The sequence below is a fragment of the Halobacteriovorax sp. DPLXC-1 genome (assembly GCF_036903125.1).
GTDB lineage: Bacteria > Bdellovibrionota > Bacteriovoracia > Bacteriovoracales > Bacteriovoracaceae > Halobacteriovorax_A > Halobacteriovorax_A vibrionivorans.
Window position 1 is genome coordinate 1398276 of sequence record NZ_JAYMCO010000001.1, and the last position, 18395, is coordinate 1416670.

General features: G+C 38.4%; 17 protein-coding genes. 7 read left to right on the top strand and 10 right to left on the bottom strand.

Annotation, left to right across the window (positions count from 1 at the left end; all coding sequences use genetic code 11):
- Position 1: 1 nt before the first annotated feature.
- The 3 genes from VCM44_RS06690 to VCM44_RS06700 form a co-directional block, all read right to left on the bottom strand.
- Positions 2 to 769 (bottom strand): Nif3-like dinuclear metal center hexameric protein, encoded by a 768-nt coding sequence (locus VCM44_RS06690; RefSeq protein WP_120405027.1) that lies wholly within the window; start codon positions 767 to 769, stop codon positions 2 to 4.
- 21 nt (positions 770 to 790) lie between these two features.
- A complete protein-coding gene (locus VCM44_RS06695) occupies positions 791 to 2014 on the bottom strand; it encodes a tetratricopeptide repeat protein (RefSeq protein WP_120405026.1) in 1224 nt (407 codons plus the stop codon).
- 211 nt (positions 2015 to 2225) lie between these two features.
- A complete protein-coding gene (locus VCM44_RS06700; RefSeq protein ID WP_334678360.1) occupies positions 2226 to 4460 on the bottom strand; it encodes a hypothetical protein in 2235 nt (744 codons plus the stop codon).
- A gap of 228 nt (positions 4461 to 4688) precedes the next feature.
- Here VCM44_RS06700 and VCM44_RS06705 point away from each other — a divergent pair, with 228 nt between their 5' ends.
- Positions 4689 to 5144 carry an acyl-CoA thioesterase gene (locus VCM44_RS06705; RefSeq protein WP_115363357.1) on the top strand — a complete coding sequence of 152 codons (456 nt, stop codon included), beginning with the start codon at positions 4689 to 4691 and terminating at the stop codon, positions 5142 to 5144.
- Between the two features lie 68 nt (positions 5145 to 5212).
- On the top strand, positions 5213 to 5491 hold the full coding sequence (locus tag VCM44_RS06710; protein ID WP_115363355.1) for a hypothetical protein: 279 nt from the start codon (positions 5213 to 5215) through the stop codon (positions 5489 to 5491).
- Here VCM44_RS06710 and VCM44_RS06715 read toward each other — a convergent pair.
- A complete protein-coding gene (locus VCM44_RS06715) occupies positions 5488 to 6186 on the bottom strand; it encodes a M15 family metallopeptidase (RefSeq protein WP_115363353.1) in 699 nt (232 codons plus the stop codon). The genes VCM44_RS06710 and VCM44_RS06715 overlap by 4 nt on opposite strands.
- Positions 6187 to 6202: 16 nt before the next feature.
- Complete coding sequence (locus VCM44_RS06720; protein ID WP_334678361.1) at positions 6203 to 8047, bottom strand: hypothetical protein; 1845 nt, start codon at positions 8045 to 8047, stop codon at positions 6203 to 6205.
- A 130-nt stretch (positions 8048 to 8177) separates the two neighbouring features.
- Between VCM44_RS06720 and VCM44_RS06725 the strand changes: the two genes are divergently transcribed.
- Together VCM44_RS06725 and VCM44_RS06730 are read left to right on the top strand one after the other, a co-directional pair.
- Positions 8178 to 8771 carry a YiiX/YebB-like N1pC/P60 family cysteine hydrolase gene (locus tag VCM44_RS06725; RefSeq protein WP_115363349.1) on the top strand — a complete coding sequence of 198 codons (594 nt, stop codon included), beginning with the start codon at positions 8178 to 8180 and terminating at the stop codon, positions 8769 to 8771.
- 4 nt (positions 8772 to 8775) lie between these two features.
- Positions 8776 to 9408, top strand: a complete 633-nt coding sequence (locus VCM44_RS06730) for a class I SAM-dependent methyltransferase (protein ID WP_334678362.1) — start codon at positions 8776 to 8778, stop codon at positions 9406 to 9408.
- Here VCM44_RS06730 and VCM44_RS06735 read toward each other — a convergent pair whose 3' ends face one another.
- The 4 genes from VCM44_RS06735 to VCM44_RS06750 all read right to left on the bottom strand — a co-directional run bounded on the left by VCM44_RS06735 (position 9409) and on the right by VCM44_RS06750 (position 11668).
- Positions 9409 to 9777: a hypothetical protein gene (locus VCM44_RS06735; RefSeq protein ID WP_115363345.1), complete on the bottom strand. Its 369-nt coding sequence runs from the start codon at positions 9775 to 9777 to the stop codon at positions 9409 to 9411. It lies immediately after the preceding gene.
- A gap of 235 nt (positions 9778 to 10012) precedes the next feature.
- Positions 10013 to 10225: a (Na+)-NQR maturation NqrM gene (gene nqrM / locus VCM44_RS06740; RefSeq protein ID WP_115363343.1), complete on the bottom strand. Its 213-nt coding sequence runs from the start codon at positions 10223 to 10225 to the stop codon at positions 10013 to 10015.
- Positions 10226 to 10247: 22 nt separating this feature from the next.
- Complete coding sequence (locus VCM44_RS06745; protein ID WP_334678363.1) at positions 10248 to 11276, bottom strand: FAD:protein FMN transferase; 1029 nt, start codon at positions 11274 to 11276, stop codon at positions 10248 to 10250.
- A complete protein-coding gene (locus VCM44_RS06750; RefSeq protein WP_115363339.1) occupies positions 11276 to 11668 on the bottom strand; it encodes a nucleoside triphosphate pyrophosphohydrolase family protein in 393 nt (130 codons plus the stop codon). Before VCM44_RS06750 ends, VCM44_RS06745 begins: the two co-directional genes overlap by 1 nt.
- A 176-nt stretch (positions 11669 to 11844) precedes the next feature.
- Here VCM44_RS06750 and VCM44_RS06755 point away from each other — a divergent pair, with 176 nt between their 5' ends.
- The 3 genes from VCM44_RS06755 to lpdA are packed head-to-tail and all read left to right on the top strand — an operon-like array spanning position 11845 to position 17256.
- On the top strand, positions 11845 to 14571 hold the full coding sequence (locus VCM44_RS06755) for a 2-oxoglutarate dehydrogenase E1 component (RefSeq protein WP_334678364.1): 2727 nt from the start codon (positions 11845 to 11847) through the stop codon (positions 14569 to 14571).
- Positions 14572 to 14591: 20 nt separating this feature from the next.
- Positions 14592 to 15824, top strand: a complete 1233-nt coding sequence (gene odhB, locus VCM44_RS06760; protein WP_115363335.1) for a 2-oxoglutarate dehydrogenase complex dihydrolipoyllysine-residue succinyltransferase — start codon at positions 14592 to 14594, stop codon at positions 15822 to 15824.
- A 28-nt stretch (positions 15825 to 15852) separates the two neighbouring features.
- Complete coding sequence (gene lpdA, locus VCM44_RS06765) at positions 15853 to 17256, top strand: dihydrolipoyl dehydrogenase (RefSeq protein WP_334678365.1); 1404 nt, start codon at positions 15853 to 15855, stop codon at positions 17254 to 17256.
- Positions 17257 to 17379: 123 nt separating this feature from the next.
- On the opposite strand, the gene VCM44_RS06770 is transcribed toward lpdA, so the two are convergent.
- A complete protein-coding gene (locus VCM44_RS06770) occupies positions 17380 to 18315 on the bottom strand; it encodes a hypothetical protein (RefSeq protein ID WP_334678366.1) in 936 nt (311 codons plus the stop codon).
- Positions 18316 to 18395: the final 80 nt, after the last annotated feature.

Genomic DNA, 18395 nt, shown 5'->3' on the forward strand with positions numbered 1-18395 from the left:
GCTAGGCTGGGTTGGGTGAGTCGATGAAGACGCACTCAATCCCGTACTTTTCTTCAATCAAATCTTTAAGCGCAAGGACACCAAATCTTTCTGTCGCATTATGCCCTCCTGCAAAGAAGTGGATTCCTTCTTCTCTGGATTCATGCCAGTCGTGCTCACTCATTTCTCCCGTAAGATAGGCATCTAGCCCTTCGCGAACACAGTAGCGCCAATCTGAGTTAGCTCCACCTGTGATGATTCCCATCGATGAAATCTTTTCATCATTTGGTTCACTATGAATGATATCGTGATTTAATATATTTTTTAGGAGGTCTTTTAGCTCGCTTGGACTAAGTGGTCTTTCAAACCTTCCTTGAAGACCTGTAGGCATTCCTTTGTGATCCCCGTATGGTGCTAAGTCCTTTAGACCAAGCCTCTTTGCTATTCCAGCAGCATTACCATCCTCAATATGTGCATCAAGAGGTAAGTGGTAACCAAATAGATTAATATCATTTTTAATAAGAGGTTTAACTCTTTTAGCAAAGCTTCCTGTAACGGTTCTTACTCCATGAAATTTCCAGAATAGTCCATGGTGAACAATCATTGCATTTGCTCCCATTTCTACTGCTTTTTCAATTGAGTCACGTTGTGCTGATACAGCAAATGCAATTTTTGAAATCTCAGAACTACCTTCAATTTGAAGGCCATTTGGTCCATAGTCTTGGTAATCATAAATATTTAAATGATTATTTAAAAACTTTGCTAGCTCACGTGCTGAAACTTTTGCCATAAATGATATCCATACCTTTAATTATTGTGTTGGTTGGTTATCATTATCGCCTTGGTTATCAGAGAAATCAACTTTGAACTTTTGGAAGCCGCGCTTTGTCGTATTATCTTCTTCTTTTAGTACTGAAGCTCGAATTTTACTAACAGTGTGGCGAAGTTCTTGATTTTCAGGAACTAATTTAAGAGCAACTTCAAACTCTTCCATTGCTTTGTCGAAGTTATTAAGTTGCATATATGCGCGACCAGCATTGATGTACGGGTATTCGCGATTTGTATATTTAGGGGCCTTCTTAGCAAGTTCATACCATTTGATTGATTCATTGATATGACCTTCATTTAAAAGTAGGGTTCCTAGATCGTTGTATGGAGCACCATATTCAGGATCGATCTCAATGGCCTTTAAGCAAAGAGATTTTGCTTCTTCGTTATTTCCCATTTGAGAGTTTACCCAGGCCATCAGTGTTAAGACTTCTGCCGTCTCTTTATGGCCACGTGCCTTTTCAAATAACTCTAGGGCGCCGGCCAGATCTTTCTTAGATACTAGAACGTGAGCTTGTGAAATATTTTGCTCATATTTCTCTTCTCTTTTTGCATTCATTCCAAGTATTGGCGCAGTCTTAGCATGTGCAAGATTTAAAATTTCTAATGTTTCAAGAAAGTAGAGTGGAGGATTAAGGCTGGCCTCATCTTCAAACTCATCTTCGTCAATCTCATCAACACGTCCGCCTTCAATCAAAGTAAAAGGACCTTTCTTGATAACTGCATGTGGTTTGATGACTTCTTTCTTTTCTTTGATATCAATTGCCTTAAGTAGACCCATACGAGGAGTGGCCACATCAAGTGATGATTTTTCAATAAGAACGAGGTGTAATTCTCTCGTGTACTTATAAACGAGATTAATTAATCTTGTGATTGTACCAACAACTTCTTCATCATTCTTTGGCCCAAGAGCAACAAAGCTTTCAATAAAGTTATTCATTATTCTAAGATTTTCTCTTCCTTGGCGGAAGTTATCTTGGTGAATGAGATTTAGTTCTCCAAAGTGACTTGGAATAATTAGTTCACAAACTAATTTCTCATATTCAGCGCTAAATTCTTGAATAACTACTCTAGCTTTAGGCGTTAGGTGAGTGTCACTCAATTCACATACTGCGTGAAGGATTCTTTCTACGTAACTTCTTGCTTGTGTTAGTTCACTTAACAGGATCTCTTGAACACTTGTCATATCTTCCCTTGATTTTTTCATATCTCAGTCCTTGAAATATGCACTTTCGGCATCATTATGTCTACGTTGCGACGCATCGTGCTCGCTCATTTAGTTACTTTATACACATACACGTTACGTGCCAATTTTCTTGTTTTTAAGTAATTGATTTTATTAGGGGAGAATTAGAATGGGGCCAAATTATCTGGCCCCAGTGTTTAAACTTTTGATGTATTTGTTCGTACTTTAGCTTCTATTCAATTGATTTTGTTTCGTACTTTAAAAGGTTTCCTTTATTATTGGCCTTATCATAGGCAGATGAAATTCTTTGGAAGAGATTTCCTGACTTTGAACCAATGGCCGCCTTACCTTTAAAGTTAAGTGAACTTAGGTTACGGTTCTTATTTTTATCGAACATATTCTTAAATGGATTTGCATCATTCTTTGTGTTCTTTCTTCTACTTGCGATTCCACGTCCACCAACAAAACTTGGTCCACGTCCACCGATATAGCTTAGGCCTTTGGTTCCACCTGAAGCTGCTGTCGCTCCGGCTTGTTGTTCACCGCCACCGCCTGCTGAGGAGCCTCCGCCGCCTCCGCCGCCTCCAGGGTTACTTCCACCACCACCGGCACCTTGTGCTAGGCCTCCACCTTCTGTAACAGTTGCACCAGAACCAAATCTTCCCTTAAGTCCTCCGCTTGGAGATGACTTTGTTACAGCTGTTGATGTATCAACATTAGCGGCAGTTGGGTCTGAAGTTGCTGAAGCTGCTGAACCAGTTGATTCTGTTGTATCTGTAGGCTGGTAAGCTTGATTTGTTCCAAAGCCTCCAACGTTATAGTCGCCAAAACTTGGGACATTTACTGCTGCACCAAAGCCTGTCTGGCAATCTGGGTGAGTAGGGTTTGCTGTACAAAATTGCATATAAACATCTTCATTTTGATAAAAGTCTTCTGGTAGTTCAAGAGTGTTCATCCCTTCGATTTTTCCAATCGCTCCATCAATCATTTTCTTTTGTTTTCCAAGTTGAGAAACGGCCATGGTCTCTGCCGCTACTTCAACACCTGCTTCTGCTGCGATCTTATTCCCAGCTCTCTTTGCATTTCCATTTCTAAAGTAATTAAATCTTGATCCATCCAGTAGATTTCGACATAGAGCTTTTCCACCTTTAGGGTCTCCTGCTAATTCTTTTACACTCATATCGAGGTTGTTTATTGCACCATCTACTGGATTTTCACAAAATGCTGGATTATCTAAGAAGTCATCAACTGTTGGGATGGCCGCTGAGAAACCAGCGATGGCCGCTAGTCTTGCTGCTTGAATGGCACGTCTGTTTTCTGCCATATCTTGTTGAGTGGCAAGATTATCTTTTTGTGTTTTAAGCGCTTCCGTTGTCACATTTGAATTAGGGTCCATATTCATAAGCTTTTGCTGCTGCTCACTACGAAGTGATTGGGCCTCATATTGTTGGAATGTATTATTTGCAGCTGTTCCAATTTCCGCACTATTATGAGCTACGATAAGAGCTGAACACTCGTCATAATCAAGTGTTTCTAGTCCTGTTAGGTTACAAGTGATCTTGCCATCCATTGATGTTAACTTTTCAGGATTAATATATGGATCTTCTTGTTCTCGTCCTTCTTTAAAATTTTCACCAAAGACAGCTGCTAGTTGAGAACAAGCTGCAACTTTCTTTGCTGCTTTTGAAATTGTCACTGGTTGAATTTCTTGACCTCTTTTAGAGTCGCCGTGTAGACGTACAGTGAAAATAGCTACGGCCTTATTATAGTCTAGCTCAGCACTTCCATTAGAGTGGATATCCTTTGAAATATCTTTCCAATCAGCTCCATTTGCAGCTTTTACAAAGACTGCCTGACACTCTCTTGCAGCACTTGAACCACGATAAGCAACATCATCACTTGAGATATTTGAAATAACTAAATCATCCCAAGCGCTATTTGCGCATTCTTTAAACTTTTTAGGGGTTAATTTCTCCCCATTAGCTGCCGAGTAGCATGTATTCCAAACGGTCTTATTATTATCGCTCGCATCTGGAGCTTCCTCCATTGTTGGTCTTGCTGCTCTTGCTGCACTTTGTCCTGCCGTTCTTCCTGCTGCATCTATCCCTTGAGCATCAAATACATTTCTACAAGCTTCAGAAGCTTGAGCAGCATTTGCACCTGTACAAGTTACTTGAACTGTTGCTGTTCCTGGTGAGCCTTGGTCTTGTTGAACTAAACCTGCTGGATCAGCCAACTCTTCATCACGAGATTCTTCAGTGTAGAGCGATAGACCTTCGTTAGCACATAGTTCTCTCTTTCTTTCTTGAACACCTGCACTAGAGCGACTATTGAAGCTGCCTTCAAAAATATCTCCAGTCGTTGCATTTATGCACCTGTACTCAAATTTTTGAGTACCACCATTGGCGAATGAATAAACTGGTAATAGACACGCTATAATGAGAATTTTATTTAATTTGTTGTTCATAGTTATCTCGAAAGTTAAGTTATCCTTACTTAAATTATAAGTTCTAATCGGTTAATTATTGTTAAAAGTTGAGTATTTAAGCATGTTTTGGCCTCTTGAGGGGTGTTGCATTACTTAAGTACTTAAAAACCTGTTCATTTATAGTTGAGCAAGAGGTAAAATAGCCTTTGGCCACTTGCCAAGTTAAATGGCCAATTTTAAGATTTCAGTAAGTTAGAGGTGCTAAATATGAGTGAACAATTTGATGTAAATATTGAAAATTACGATGTGGAAGAATCTGTCTTTGATTTTATTGTGCAAGAGACTCATTTAGATTTTTTAGGGCATATGAATAATGCCACATATTTAGAAATTTATGAGCAGGCACGATGGGAGATGATCACTAAGAATAATTGGGGTGTTGGCCGTATCATGAAAGAAAAACGAGGCCCTGTTATTATTGAGATCAATATCAAATACAAGGCCGAGCTAACATTAAGACAGCCAATTAAGATTCATACGAAGATTATCGAAATTAAGAATCCAAAGGTCTTAACAATTCAGCAAGAAATGCGTGATCATGATGGTAAAGTCTATAATACGATTACTATGGATGTAGGGCTTTTTGATCTTAAGGCAAGAAAGCTTATCGCTGCTAATAGTGAATGGTTAGATGCAATTGGCTTAAAAAAGAAAAGTTTGTAAGTTTTACTCAAAACTCATGCTAGAAGCTCAATTGTGATAAATAGTTTAAAACTATTTAGGGAGCCAGTATGAAGATTTTAGCAGTATTATCAGTTCTATTTATTTCACTTAGTGCACAAGCTTTTTCTGTTCAAGGTGAGCTTAAAGAAGTTAAGGTTGGAATGCTTGGAACAGCGATTCCTATTAAAGTTATCAAGACTCAGGATGAAACTCTTGTTGTAGACTTTAAACAAGGAAATTACCTTGAAGAATGTTCTAACGGAGAATATGAATTAACTCAGGTTACTTCAAATGATGTTGAAGGTTATAATAGCTTCTACGTTGAAGAATTAAATTGCCTTGATTAGGCCAAAAGTTTTTTAAAGAAATGATCATATATATGCTGTGAGTTTGCTTTCACTTCATCTAAGAAAGTAAGCTCACGCATCTTTTCATGCTCTAATAATTCACAGAAAATTTCGTATGTATATTGCTTGTGATATTTCGCAGAAATCTTAGCGTAACTAATATGCCATGCTTCAGGAGCAACTCCTCCTAGATCCTCAAGATATGGCCTATAGTAAGAATAGCTTTTTTGCTCTTCAATTTGCTTATTTAGCCATTGGCCAAATTCATAAAATGGCCCATCTTTTTCAAATTCAGAAGGTATGAGTTGGATATGATAACCTTGTGGCCAGCTATTTCCATCAACGACATCTAGCTCTGTTCCCCAATGATGACGTGAAGTTCCTGGTAGGGCAGACCAGTTAATAATGCTTTTTACAATTTCATGGGAAGATAATTTCTCAACGTCTAGCTCAACACCTTCACGATTATAGATCGGTCTTTTACCTTCACACTTTTCGTTCCAGATCCTTAATTGATCTTCAAAAGAGCGAAATGAGCTTGTTACATAAAAATCAATTCCATTTTCATGGGCGTATTTCTTAAATTCTTGAAAGTCATTATATGAGTCTTTGTGAAAGTAGCGCTTAATTGATTCATCAAAGATAAGATGATCTTTGGTCATACCAAATAGAACTTCCTTGTTAACATTACTCATAGTTTTCCTAATCTATCTATTCTTCAAATAATTTCTTTAGTCCTGACTGAACATAGCGATGTGAGATAACTTTAAAAATTGAGACGGACTTGTCTTTAATAATATCGTTATCACCGTAATCATAGCGCTTCTTTGAATCGCCATCACCAGCTCCTTGTCCATAACTTAAAACTTCAGAGCTTGAGTCATTACTAAACTTCCACTTACTACCAGTGCTTTTCTTATTTGATCGACGCGTATTTTGTTTTCTCACAACAAGAGACTTCTTTGCTGGAGAGTTTTTCTCTACACTAGTTAGCGCATTTTGAAATGATGAATCTGTTGGCCTAAGACGAGCAAATTGTTCACCTGCTCCGGCACCATTAAAGATAGCAACATTATTATTTCCACTTTTTGCAAGATCTCTAGCTATTTTATCTGCGACTTTATCAAGACTAACACCTGTTGATTTTGCAAAAGGTCCTTCGATTTTCTTCTTTAATGCCTGTATCGTCTTTCCGGCCATAGCAGCTGTTTTATCTGAAGTGCTAGCATTGTATGTTCCACCGTTTCCTTGAAGGGCTTCATTTGCGACTCTTACACCTTCTGAAGCATCAAGTCCTCCAAGTGCTCCACTTAGGGAACCAGGTGATACAGAAACTGTCATACAAGCGTTTTCACCCTTATTATTCTTTAACTTACGACACTGACATTCACGGTCAAATTTCCCGTCTTTAAAAATACAGCCTTCTGGATTGCTACTTTTTGCAGCTCGACTTGAATCACTTGTTGCCACAAACTTACCAAAGTAACGATTCCAGTATGCTTGACATGTATTAGACTTTTCTCGATTTGGATTTCTATTTCCATCAGAAGTATAACAGTAACAAGGAGGGTTACTTAAATCATCTCTTCCATCTGGACAGAATGAAGCAATGGACTTCGTGTACTTCTCTTTTAAGATCTTTACTTGTTCAACATTTGATTCTGCATCTTGTTTATTCTTCTTTGCCTGTGAAGAGACGAGGAGGGCTGATGGAACTGTAATAACAGAAGTCAAAAGGATACCACATGGATTATTAAAGAGGTTTTTCCAGTTTTTTGAAGGCTCAGATAATGCATCTTTCAATGGGCCACAGCTGGCACCAAAGTCTCCCCACATTTCCATAACCGCAACACCGGCTGCAGCTGTATAACCAAGGGCAAGAGTTTTAAATTGTTTTTCTTGCTTACCTGAAACTTCTGCAACATATTCTTGCTCTTTTTCTAGCATATCATAGGCTGACATCTGAGCGTTCTTCATTGTTTCAGCATTACTTGAGATCTCTTCGTATTCGTCTTTCATCTCATTGGTTTTCTTCTTAACGTCTTCTTTATTCATTTTTGTTTGATAGACACTATAAAGAGATACACCTGTTTGAATTAAGCAGGACTTACAAGTATCACTATCAGAACTTTCTCCTTCTGCTTTCGTTTCATCGCCACCCCACCATTCTTTTTGTTCACCAAAAGAGTACGCTGCAGCGATTCCATTCATAATTCCCCAAGCTTCCGAGAATCCTGTGAGAAGATTACCGTCACCTGTATCCTCTGCATCACCACCTGTAACACGTTTAGTACCATCGGAGTTCATTTCTTCAACGGCCTTGGCCTGGCGCTCATCTGCTGCATTCTTCATACACTCTTGTCTTTGGGCCTTGCCTTCGATCTTTTCACATTTCGTGAACTCATCTCGGTTCTTGATTGAGCCTTCTGTGTACATACAGCGATTTAATGTTCGATTGAATGTTTGTCCAGTAGGGCACGACTTTGAGGAAGCAAAGATATCAAAGTGCCCAAGTGCGAAACTTAAAAATATGAACGTTAGAATTATGCCTTTCATTTTTACTTGTCCCTTTTTTTTAGGGTATAAATCTAGTTACTTAAGTAGTATAACAGCAAAGCTTGGTCTTATGATAGTAGGGAAATGAGGAGTACCTACTTTAAGTATCTGAAAAGATAGAGGTTTTGATATGAAGACAGCTGGATTAATACTGATAATGTCGATTTTTGCTAGCCTTAAAACATTGGCACTACCAATGGATGAGCTAAAAACAGGAGATATCCTACTTTTAGATATGGACTGCTTCAGCTGTGAGTTAATTGAGAAACAAACCAATGGGCCGTTTTCTCATTCTGGTATTATTTTAAAATATGGAACGAAAGTATATGTTGCCCAGTCTCTTGGGATTGTTCATCATCTGCCGCTTGCAAAATTTCTTCGCTATACAAATAAGCCAGTACAAGTTGTAAGACCTAAGTTTATAAACTTCACAAAGAGAAGAGCTCTTCTAGAAAGTTATCAAAATGATTTCTTAAATATGCCATTTGACCATGAATACACTTGGGATGATGATAAGCTTTATTGCTCTGAATTTATCTATAAGCTTTTAAAAAGCGTTTATGCAATTGAGAATTTTGCGCCAAAGCCGATGCGCTATGATGTAAATGAAGATGGTTGGCGCCGCTACTTTGGTGGAAATGAACCTCCGCATGGACAACCTGGACTATCACCAAATGATTTTTATCGCTCAAGTGACTTTGTAGAGATGGGGCCGCTATACTAAAGGCGTGGATAAGTTTAATAAGGCCCATTTAGATAGTGACCATTTTCAATTAGCACCTAGCTTAAAAGAGCTTGTGGCAAAGGCCCTTGATTTAAGTTCAATTGATATTCATCGAGCTTTAGAAGTAGGCTGTGGTCAAGGTCTACAACTGTCTTCTTTTAAATTCTTTGAAACTTTGGGCATCGACCGATCGCAAGAGGCGATTAAGAAGGCATCTCTAAACTTTCCACAAGGCTCCTTTAAATGTTTATCAAGTCTTTCACTTAATGAATTAGAAGGTGAGTTTGATCTCATTTTAGATTCTCATCATATTCATTATCTTTCATCTAAGGATGATATTTCTCATTACTTAGAAAACGTATTTCAAAAGTTAAGTGTAGGCGGGCTCTTTTGTATGGAGGCCATGGTTTCACATAAGAAGATGTTACTTGAGAATATGGAAGTGACTGTATTAGATTTTATGGAATATGAAAGACTATTTATTAATAAAGGATTTAGAATTCTTTATTTAATGATGCCTACAGGACGTAAAATAATTGCAGATAAAAAAAGAAAGGCCGCTCTTTCGAGCGACCCGGATGTCTTACTGGTCATTGCTACTAAGGAAGACGTAGCAAATTGTATTGAAAATAGTTGATTACTCCTCGTCATGTGGTGTTCTTGCGATTTCTAACTTCTTTCCTCTCTTTGGTGCATCTCCACCAAATCTTTCAACATATAGAAATTTGATATCTTGTGCTGTTAAAGTATCACCATTCTTAAGTCTGATCTCGCGACCATCTTTAAGATCTGCTAAGTTTCCAAAAGTCTTGCGGATATTTGAGATTGAGCTGATATCGAGAAATTCTCCTCTGTAAGTCTCAACTGCCATTCCACGATCAAGTTTCTGTACTTGCTCAGGCGTGATTCTCTTCATTGTTCTTGCGTGAACTCTTTCTTGGATTGTTATTGATAACATAACTAATCCTAAAGTGATGTAAAGTGCTCTCCTCATTGTACTTTTCATATTGGCCTCTTTTCCCTAATGGTTCGCTCTTCCTGAAGCCGTCAGCTTTAAACTTCCTGTTTAATAGCTTTGTTGCCAATATAAAAGCATGAACTGTGCCAAGTTTGAACACGTACATTCAACTACTTACGCTGGTGCAAAAGTGCTTAAAGGGTTCCTTTTGGCCCTATAGGATAGTAAAAAGGCCCCAATTTGGAGCCTTTTTGTTATTTGAAATCTATTTGAGGAATTTTGATTATGCCTTTAGGCAATCTTGCGCTTCTTCAGGGTGCTCTTTGCATTCTTCTTTCTTTTCACAAAACATGCAATCTTCGCCAATGATTTTTCCAAGTCCACCACAAGAGCCTTGAAGCTTACGATTTGAAAGGATGACACCTACTGCCATTCCCGTAATCGAGATAGCAAGGACAGCAAAAGTAACAAAAAATAACTTAATATTTGAATCCATAATGTCTCCGTATCAGAGTGTTTTACTTGGTTATCTTATCAAATTCCTCTGTCGATGTCTCTAAATACTTTCCTGAACCATCGTCAGAACGATAGATGAAGAACGCTTTCAATTTATTTTTTTTAGCATAGGCAATGGCCTTCTCTTTACCCATTGCCATTAAGGCCGTGGCCCATGCATCTGCATCCATACATGTCTCTGAAACAACGCTCACTGATGCAAGTTGTGATGCAACAGGTGCTCCAGATTTGAAGTTGATCGTATGTTGATAGCGTTTGCCACCTTCTTTAAAAAAGTTTCGGTAATCACCAGAAGTCGCTAGAGCAACGTCTTTCATTGTTACGACACGAACGACGGGATTGCCGTCTTTATTAGAAGGGGACTCAACTCCAATTTTCCACGGTCTTGTAAGGGATTCTCCCATTGTTCGTACTTCGCCTCCCACCTCTACTAGGGCATTTCGTATTCCTTGAGACTTTAATAGCTCAATTAATGCATCAACCCCGTAACCTTTAGCAGAGGCAGATAAGTCTAAGTAGACTCCATCAACAGACTTCGTAAGAGTATTGCCATCTAGTTTGATTTTCTCATAACCAACTTTCTCTTTTGCTGCTAGTACATCTGACTGTGATGGAATCTTTCTCTTTCCATTTGGACCAAAACCCCAAAGGTTTACAAGAGTTCCTATTGTTGGATCGAAAGTACCATCTGTCTTTTTCGCTACATCAAGTGCATGCTCAAGAGTTCTCTTAAAGTCATTGCCTGGGAAGAATTTCTCATCTTTACTCATTTTGTTAAATAATGAGATCTCTGAGTCGCTTATATATGTACTCATGGCCTTGTTGACTTCATCGAGACGAATTTCAACATCTTTTTTTAGCTTTAATTCATTGTATCCCTGTGGTGCAATAAATTTTATGTTGTATATTGTCCCCATAGTTGGGCCAGAAAGGCGATAGAATTGTAGTTTATCGCTCTGACAAGATGAGAAAGTAGTTAAGGCGATTAAAAAGATCGCCAAATTAAATATAAAGATTCTGTTAAGTTTCATTAGTTAAAAGCCTGACCCTCAAGAATTTTTCTTTCGCTTTCAAGATCGCGCTTGTCGGCCTTTTCTTCACTGAACTTTTCACCATAACGCGCCTTAAGTTTTGTGATATTGCGCTCCATTACGTCTTCAAACTTAATTCCTAGCTCATCACCAACAATTGCCATATACCAGAAAAGATCACCTAGCTCTTCCGCAAGATTAACACGGTCAAGTTCCTTACCATAGAATATATGCTTCTTTAGAGCATCAAGGAATTCACCTGCTTCTGTTGAAATACCAATTCCAGCGTGAAGAAGTCTTTTAACTCCATCGTCTAAAAGACGTGTGTTCATCGCATCAAAGTCTCTTGATTCCGTTCTGATTGCATCACTCATATATTTTCTTGAGTCCATAAATTCTCCTGTTATTTTTTGTGTGGTGAAGCCGACTTTATCACTTTAATTTTTATCTAGTCAAAGCTTGCCTGTGCAAAAAGAAAACTTCACGAACTGTTAAGATATAATGTATATTAAGACGCCTAAATTATTAATTTGTAGTAACTGCAAAGCAGTAAAATGGATTTTATCAAATGGAAAAATTCGACTTTTCAACCCTCTCTAGTTCAGACATTTCTTACATCGACTCTCTCTATGAACAATACGAAGCAAACCCTCAAGAAGTTGAGGAGAGCTGGCGTAACTTTTTCCTAGGTTTTGAGTTTGGTGCAGGTAAGGGATCTGCTAGCGGCGGAGATGTCAGCGATGAAAAGCTTCGCAAAGAATTCAACGTATTTAGACTAATTCAATCATTTCGTTCACGTGGACACTTACTATCGGATACAAACCCGATTCGTCCAAGAATTGATCGTCGTGCCCATATTTCTTTAAAAGATTACGATTTATCTGACTCTGATTTAAAAGAAGTATTTACTTGTGGTGAGTTTGTTGGCCTAGGAGCAACGACTCTTCAAAATATTATGGACCACATGATGAAGCTTTACTGCGGAAAGATCGGTGTTGAGTATATGCACTCAGATGACACTGAAATGAGACGTTGGTTTAGAGAAGAATTTGAAAACACATATTTAAAGAAAGAATTTACGGTTGATAAGAAGAAAAGAATTCTTCACAAACTGAACGAAGCTAATGTTTTTGAAAACTTTCTTCAAACAAAATACACAGGTCAAAAGAGATTCTCACTAGAAGGTGGAGAGTCGACAATTCCTGGACTTGATGCCGTGATTAATGAAGGTGCAAGACTAGGAGCTAAAGAATATATTATTGGTATGGCCCACCGTGGACGTCTAAACGTTCTTGCTAACACTCTTGGTAAAACATATGAGTATATCTTCTCTGAATTTGAAGGAAATTCTGTTGAACAAGCTGAAGGTGAAGGTGATGGTGACGTTAAATACCACATGGGATTTACTTCTGTAACAAAAACAGAAGACGATAAAGAAGTTTATTTAAAACTTCTACCAAATCCATCTCACCTTGAAACAGTATCTCCTGTGGCAACTGGTTATGCTCGTGCACAAATTGATATTGCTTATGAAGGTGATGAAAGTAAGATTATCCCAATTGTCATTCACGGTGATGCGGCCGTTGCTGGTCAAGGGATTGTTTACGAAACATTACAAATGTCGGAACTTCCTGGTTACCGTACAGGTGGGTCGATCCACTTTGTAATTAATAATCAAATTGGTTTCACGACTGACTTTACAGATGCACGTTCATCTCATTACTCAACATCTGTAGCAAAGATGTTAAATATTCCAGTTATTCACGTTAATGGTGACTGCCCTGAAGACGTTGTTTACGCTTGTCAGCTTGCTGTTAAATTCAGACAGAAGTTTAAGCGTGATGTTTTCGTTGATATGGTTTGTTACCGTAAGCACGGGCACAACGAAGGTGATGAGCCGAAATATACTCAACCTGAACTTTACGGGATGATTTCAAAGCATAAGAATCCTCGTGAAATGTATATTGAAGAATTAGCAGCAAGTGGATCAGTTGATCGTGCAGTTGCAAAAGAGATGCAAAAAGAATTTAAAGACCTTCTTTCTGATCGTTTTAATAATGTTAAACAAAACGAAATTCCAAAGAAAGTACCAGGTCCACATAGAGAGTGGGGAGATCTTCGTTTTTCTAAATTAGAAGACTTTTTAAGCTCTCCTGAAACTGCTGTTGAAAAGAGCGTTTTAGATAATATTATTTCATCAATAACTTCAACTCCTGAAGGCTTTAAGACTTTAAGAAAAGCTCAAAAGCTTCTTGATCAAAGAAAGGCAAGTTATGAGAATGATGAAATTGATTGGGCACTAGCTGAGCTATTTGCTTACGGTTCAATTCTGACTGAAGGAAATGATGTACGCTTTTCTGGTGAAGACGTTATTCGAGGAACATTCTCACACCGTCACGCTAAAGTTTTTGATGAGAAAACAAATGAAGCATACTGTGGCCTAGAACACCTAACGACTGGTCAAGGTGACTTCTATATCTATAATTCACTTCTATCTGAATATGCTGTACTTGCTTTTGAATATGGTTATTCTCAAGCAACGCCACATGCTCTAAATATCTGGGAAGCACAATTTGGTGATTTCACTAATGGTGCTCAAATTGTTATCGACCAATTTATCTCAGCTGCAGAAAGTAAGTGGAGAAGAATGAGTAACTTAGTTATGCTTCTACCACACGGTTATGAAGGAGCAGGACCTGAGCACTCTTCTTGTCGACCAGAGAGATTCTTACAACAATGTGCTGAAGAAAATATGGTTATTTGTAATATTACAACTCCAGCAAATATGTTCCATGCTCTAAGACGTCAGCTTAAGTGGGAATTTAGAAAACCACTGGTTGTTTTCACTCCAAAATCTCTTTTAAGACACCCTCTTTGTCAGTCTAAAGTAGAAGACTTCACAAGTGGGAAGTTTGAAGAAGTTGTTGATGATTCTTGGGTTAAAGCTAAAGATGTTAAGAAGGTTCTTCTTTGCTCAGGTAAAGTTTATTACGATCTACTTAAGCATCAGCAAGAAAATGACCGTAAAGATGTGGCCATTGTTCGTCTGGAGCAATTATACCCGCTACCAACAACTAAAATTAAGGAAATCCTTGATAAGTATCCTGATGCAACTCACCGTTGGGTCCAAGAAGAACCATCGAATATGGGAGCTTGGATGCATTTAAATCGTTGGCGTGATACTTTTAGAGATATTGATTGTGTATCAAGAAAAGCTTCGGCTTCTCCAGCAACAGGATATGCTTCGGTACACGTTAAAGAACAAGAGACTATAGTAGAAAAAGCTTTTAGCTAAAAAATAAATAAGGATAAAAAATGGCAATCGTAAAAATTACTATTCCACCAATTGGAGAATCAATCACAGAAGTAGCTCTTGGAGAGTGGCTTGTTGCTGATGGAGACTTTGTAAACGAAGGTGACGAACTTGTTGAAGTAGAATCAGACAAGGCGACACTTCCTCTTCCTGCTGAAGAAAGTGGTGTAATCAAGATTATCGCTGAAGAAGGTGCAGAGCTTGAAATTGGTGCTGTAGTTGCTGAGCTTGATACTTCAGCTTCTGCTCCAGAACAAGGTTCAAGTGATGATGCTCCAACTTCAACTGAAGCTCCTACAACTCCAGCTGCAAATGCACCTGAAGGTGGAGATAAGAATTATCCATCTCCAGCCGCTTCAAAGATCCTTGCAGAAAAAGGAATTGATGCTTCAAGTGTAAATGGAACAGGGAAAGATGGCCGCATAACAAAGAATGATGCAGTAAATGCAAAAGCTTCTAAACCAGCTTCGGCTCCAGCTGCAAAAGCTGCTCCAGCTCCTGAAATTGAAACACAAACACCAATGGGTGGAGCAAGTAGAGGAAAAGAAGAAGTAAAAATGAAGCGTATCCGTAAGACAATCGCTAAGCGTCTTGTGGAAGCTAAGAATACTACGGCAATGCTAACAACTTTTAATGAAGTTGATATGTATAACGTGATGGAGCTTCGTAAGAAGTATAAAGATGCTTTCAAAGATAAGCACGATATCGGACTTGGGTTCATGTCTTTTTTCACAAAAGCATGTACAAAAGCTCTTATGGAAATCAAAGGTGTTAACGCACAGATTGATGGTGAAAATATCATCTATCACGACTATGCAGATGTTGGTATCGCGGTATCAACTCCAAAAGGTCTAGTTGTTCCAGTTATTAGAAATGCTGAAAGCTTAAGTCTTGCTCAAATTGAAAAAGAAGTAAGAAGACTTGCTCTTAAAGGTCGTGATGGGAAGCTTACAGTAGACGAAATGACTGGTGGAACATTTACTATCACTAATGGTGGTGTTTTTGGTTCAATGCTTTCTACGCCAATTATTAACGTTCCTCAATCTGCGATTCTAGGAATGCACAATATTGTTGAAAGACCAGTAGCAGTTAACGGTCAGGTTGTTATTCACCCTGTAATGTATCTTGCACTATCTTATGACCACAGAATTATCGATGGTAAGGAATCAGTAACATTCCTTAAGATGGTAAAAGAGATGTTAGAAGATCCTGCTAGAATGCTTCTGGATATCTAATTTAAAATTTAATTTTTAAGGAATAAATATGAGTAAAGAATTTGATGTTGTTATAATTGGTTCAGGCCCTGGTGGATATATCAGTGCTGTTCGTTGTGCACAACTTGGAATGAAAGTAGCGATCGTTGAAAAATACAATACTCTTGGTGGAACATGCCTAAATGTAGGTTGTATCCCATCAAAAGCATGGCTTGACTCAAGTGAGAAGTATCATGAAGCAGTTCATGAGTTTGAGGCACACGGAATCACAACTGGTAAAGTTAAGGCCGATCTAAAAAAGATGGCAGAACGTGTCGCTGGTGTTGTCGCAGATACTTCAGGTGGTATCACATACCTTATGGGGAAAAATAAAGTTGAAACTTTCCATGGGTTTGGATCATTTGTAGATGCTCACACTCTTAAAGTTGAAGGTGAAAAAGAGGAAACTCTTAAGGCAAAAAACTTTATTATTGCAACAGGTTCAAAGCCTGCAACAATTCCTGGAATCGAGATCGATAAAGAAAGAATCATCACAAGTACAGAAGCTCTTAAGCTTGAAACTCTTCCAAAGCACTTCATCGTAATTGGTGGGGGAGTTATTGGACTTGAGCTTGGTTCAGTTTTCCTAAGACTTGGATCAAAAGTTTCTGTTGTTGAATATGCTGATTCAATTCTTGCAACAATGGATAAAGACTGCTCAAAAGAGATGAGAAAAGTTCTTAAGAAGCAAGGAATGGAATTCTATACAGGTCACGGTGTAACTGAAGTTGTTAGAAAAGGCGCAAAAGTTCACGTTAAGGCCAAAAACAAAAAGAATGAAGAAGAGATTAAACTTGAAGGTGACTACTGCCTAATGGCCGTTGGACGTCGTCCATATACTGACAAGCTAGGTCTTGAGAATGCTGGTGTAAATCTTGATGAGCGTGGACGTGTTGTTACTGATGATCATCTAAGAACTAACATTTCTCATATTTATGCAATTGGTGACGTTACAACAGGGCCAATGCTTGCGCATAAAGCGGAAGAAGAAGGTGTTGTTTGTGCTGAGATCATTGCTGGTCAAAAGCCACATATCAATTACAACCTTATTCCTGGTGTCGTCTACACTTGGCCAGAGGTTGCTTCAGTTGGTGTAACAGAGCAAGAGCTTAAGTCGAATAAGACTCCTTATAAATCTGGGAAGTTTCCATTTAAAGCAAGTGGACGTGCTCGTGCCTCAAATGAGTCTGATGGTTTCGTAAAGGTTCTAGCTGATAAAGAAACAGATGAGATCCTAGGAGTTCATATCGTAGGTCCTCGTGCTGCAGACTTAATCGCAGAAGCTGCAACAGCAATGGAGTTTAGAGCTGCTGCTGAAGATATCGGGCGCATTTGTCATGCTCACCCGACTTATTCTGAAGCATTCAAAGAAGCTGCTCTTGATGCCTTTGATAAAAAACCTCTAAATATATAACCGCGGCATCTTAGCGAAGCTAAGATTTGACGCGGTATAGGCTCCCATGCTCTTTAGCTAGGGAGCTTGTCGAGAGGCGTGCGTTTATGCACGCCGGTTCGTCTCTGGAGCAATGGGATATACTCACTCTCTTATCTCCCCACTCGATAACTCATAACTCCCATCCACAAAAATCTTACGAATATAGCATCCATCAATTTGCTTACCTTCACGTCGCATGGAAATGATTTCTTGAACGTTAGTATCAAGCTCGCTACTTTTTATTGTTTCTAAGTTGTCACTAAAGTGGATTGTGCGAGGAGGGTTTTGAAGTTCAATGGTAATCTTCTCTTCCTCATCAAAATAAGCTCTTAGGCCTTCTTTGTCTGCAAACCAAGGCTTTCTATCATTTATAATCATAAGATCGTCAGCGCTTGAGCTGAGGTGGTTTAAAGATACGATAGCTTCACTGTCTCTTCGCTTGCTAAAAAAGTAACTCATTGGATTATGTCTTGGCATAATAAGTTTCGTAAATACTTCTTTATGCTTATATGCGTGGCCTAATCGGTTAATTAGTTGTCCGTGTGCCTCTATGGCGATAATAGGTGAGTCAATAATTTCTAAGATTTCCTCAAGTGCATCACATACAGGAAAGTAGAGAAAGATATAGTCTGGGCGATATTTTTCGACATGAGTCTTTCTAAAGTAGTCGTTAAAAAAGATATGTTTTGATGAATCCAGATTATTGATGGCGTAGTCAATTCTCTCTTTTACTGGCTCGATACTTACTATCGTTATTTTAGGAAAAAAGGCCTGGGCCACAAATGCCATTTTGCAATAGGATGCTCCAATATCACAAATGGTAACTTCCTCTCCATTACTTCTGGATTGTACTTCTTTTAAAATCTCATAAAAATCCAATAGAGATGTATTGATCGCCTCTTCTTTTAGGCCTTGAAGGTAGAGGTTATCTTGATCTTGTGAATGGCCATTATTTAGTTGAGACTCGATTTCAGAGACCTTATTTAGGTCAAAACCAACTATTTTTGCCAATTTTATTTCGTTTTCTATATTGTTCATAAATTTTTAAAATAAGTATTTTCAGTCACTTAGTAACTAGTTCTAGGAAAACTTGATAACTATACTAAACAAATTGAATA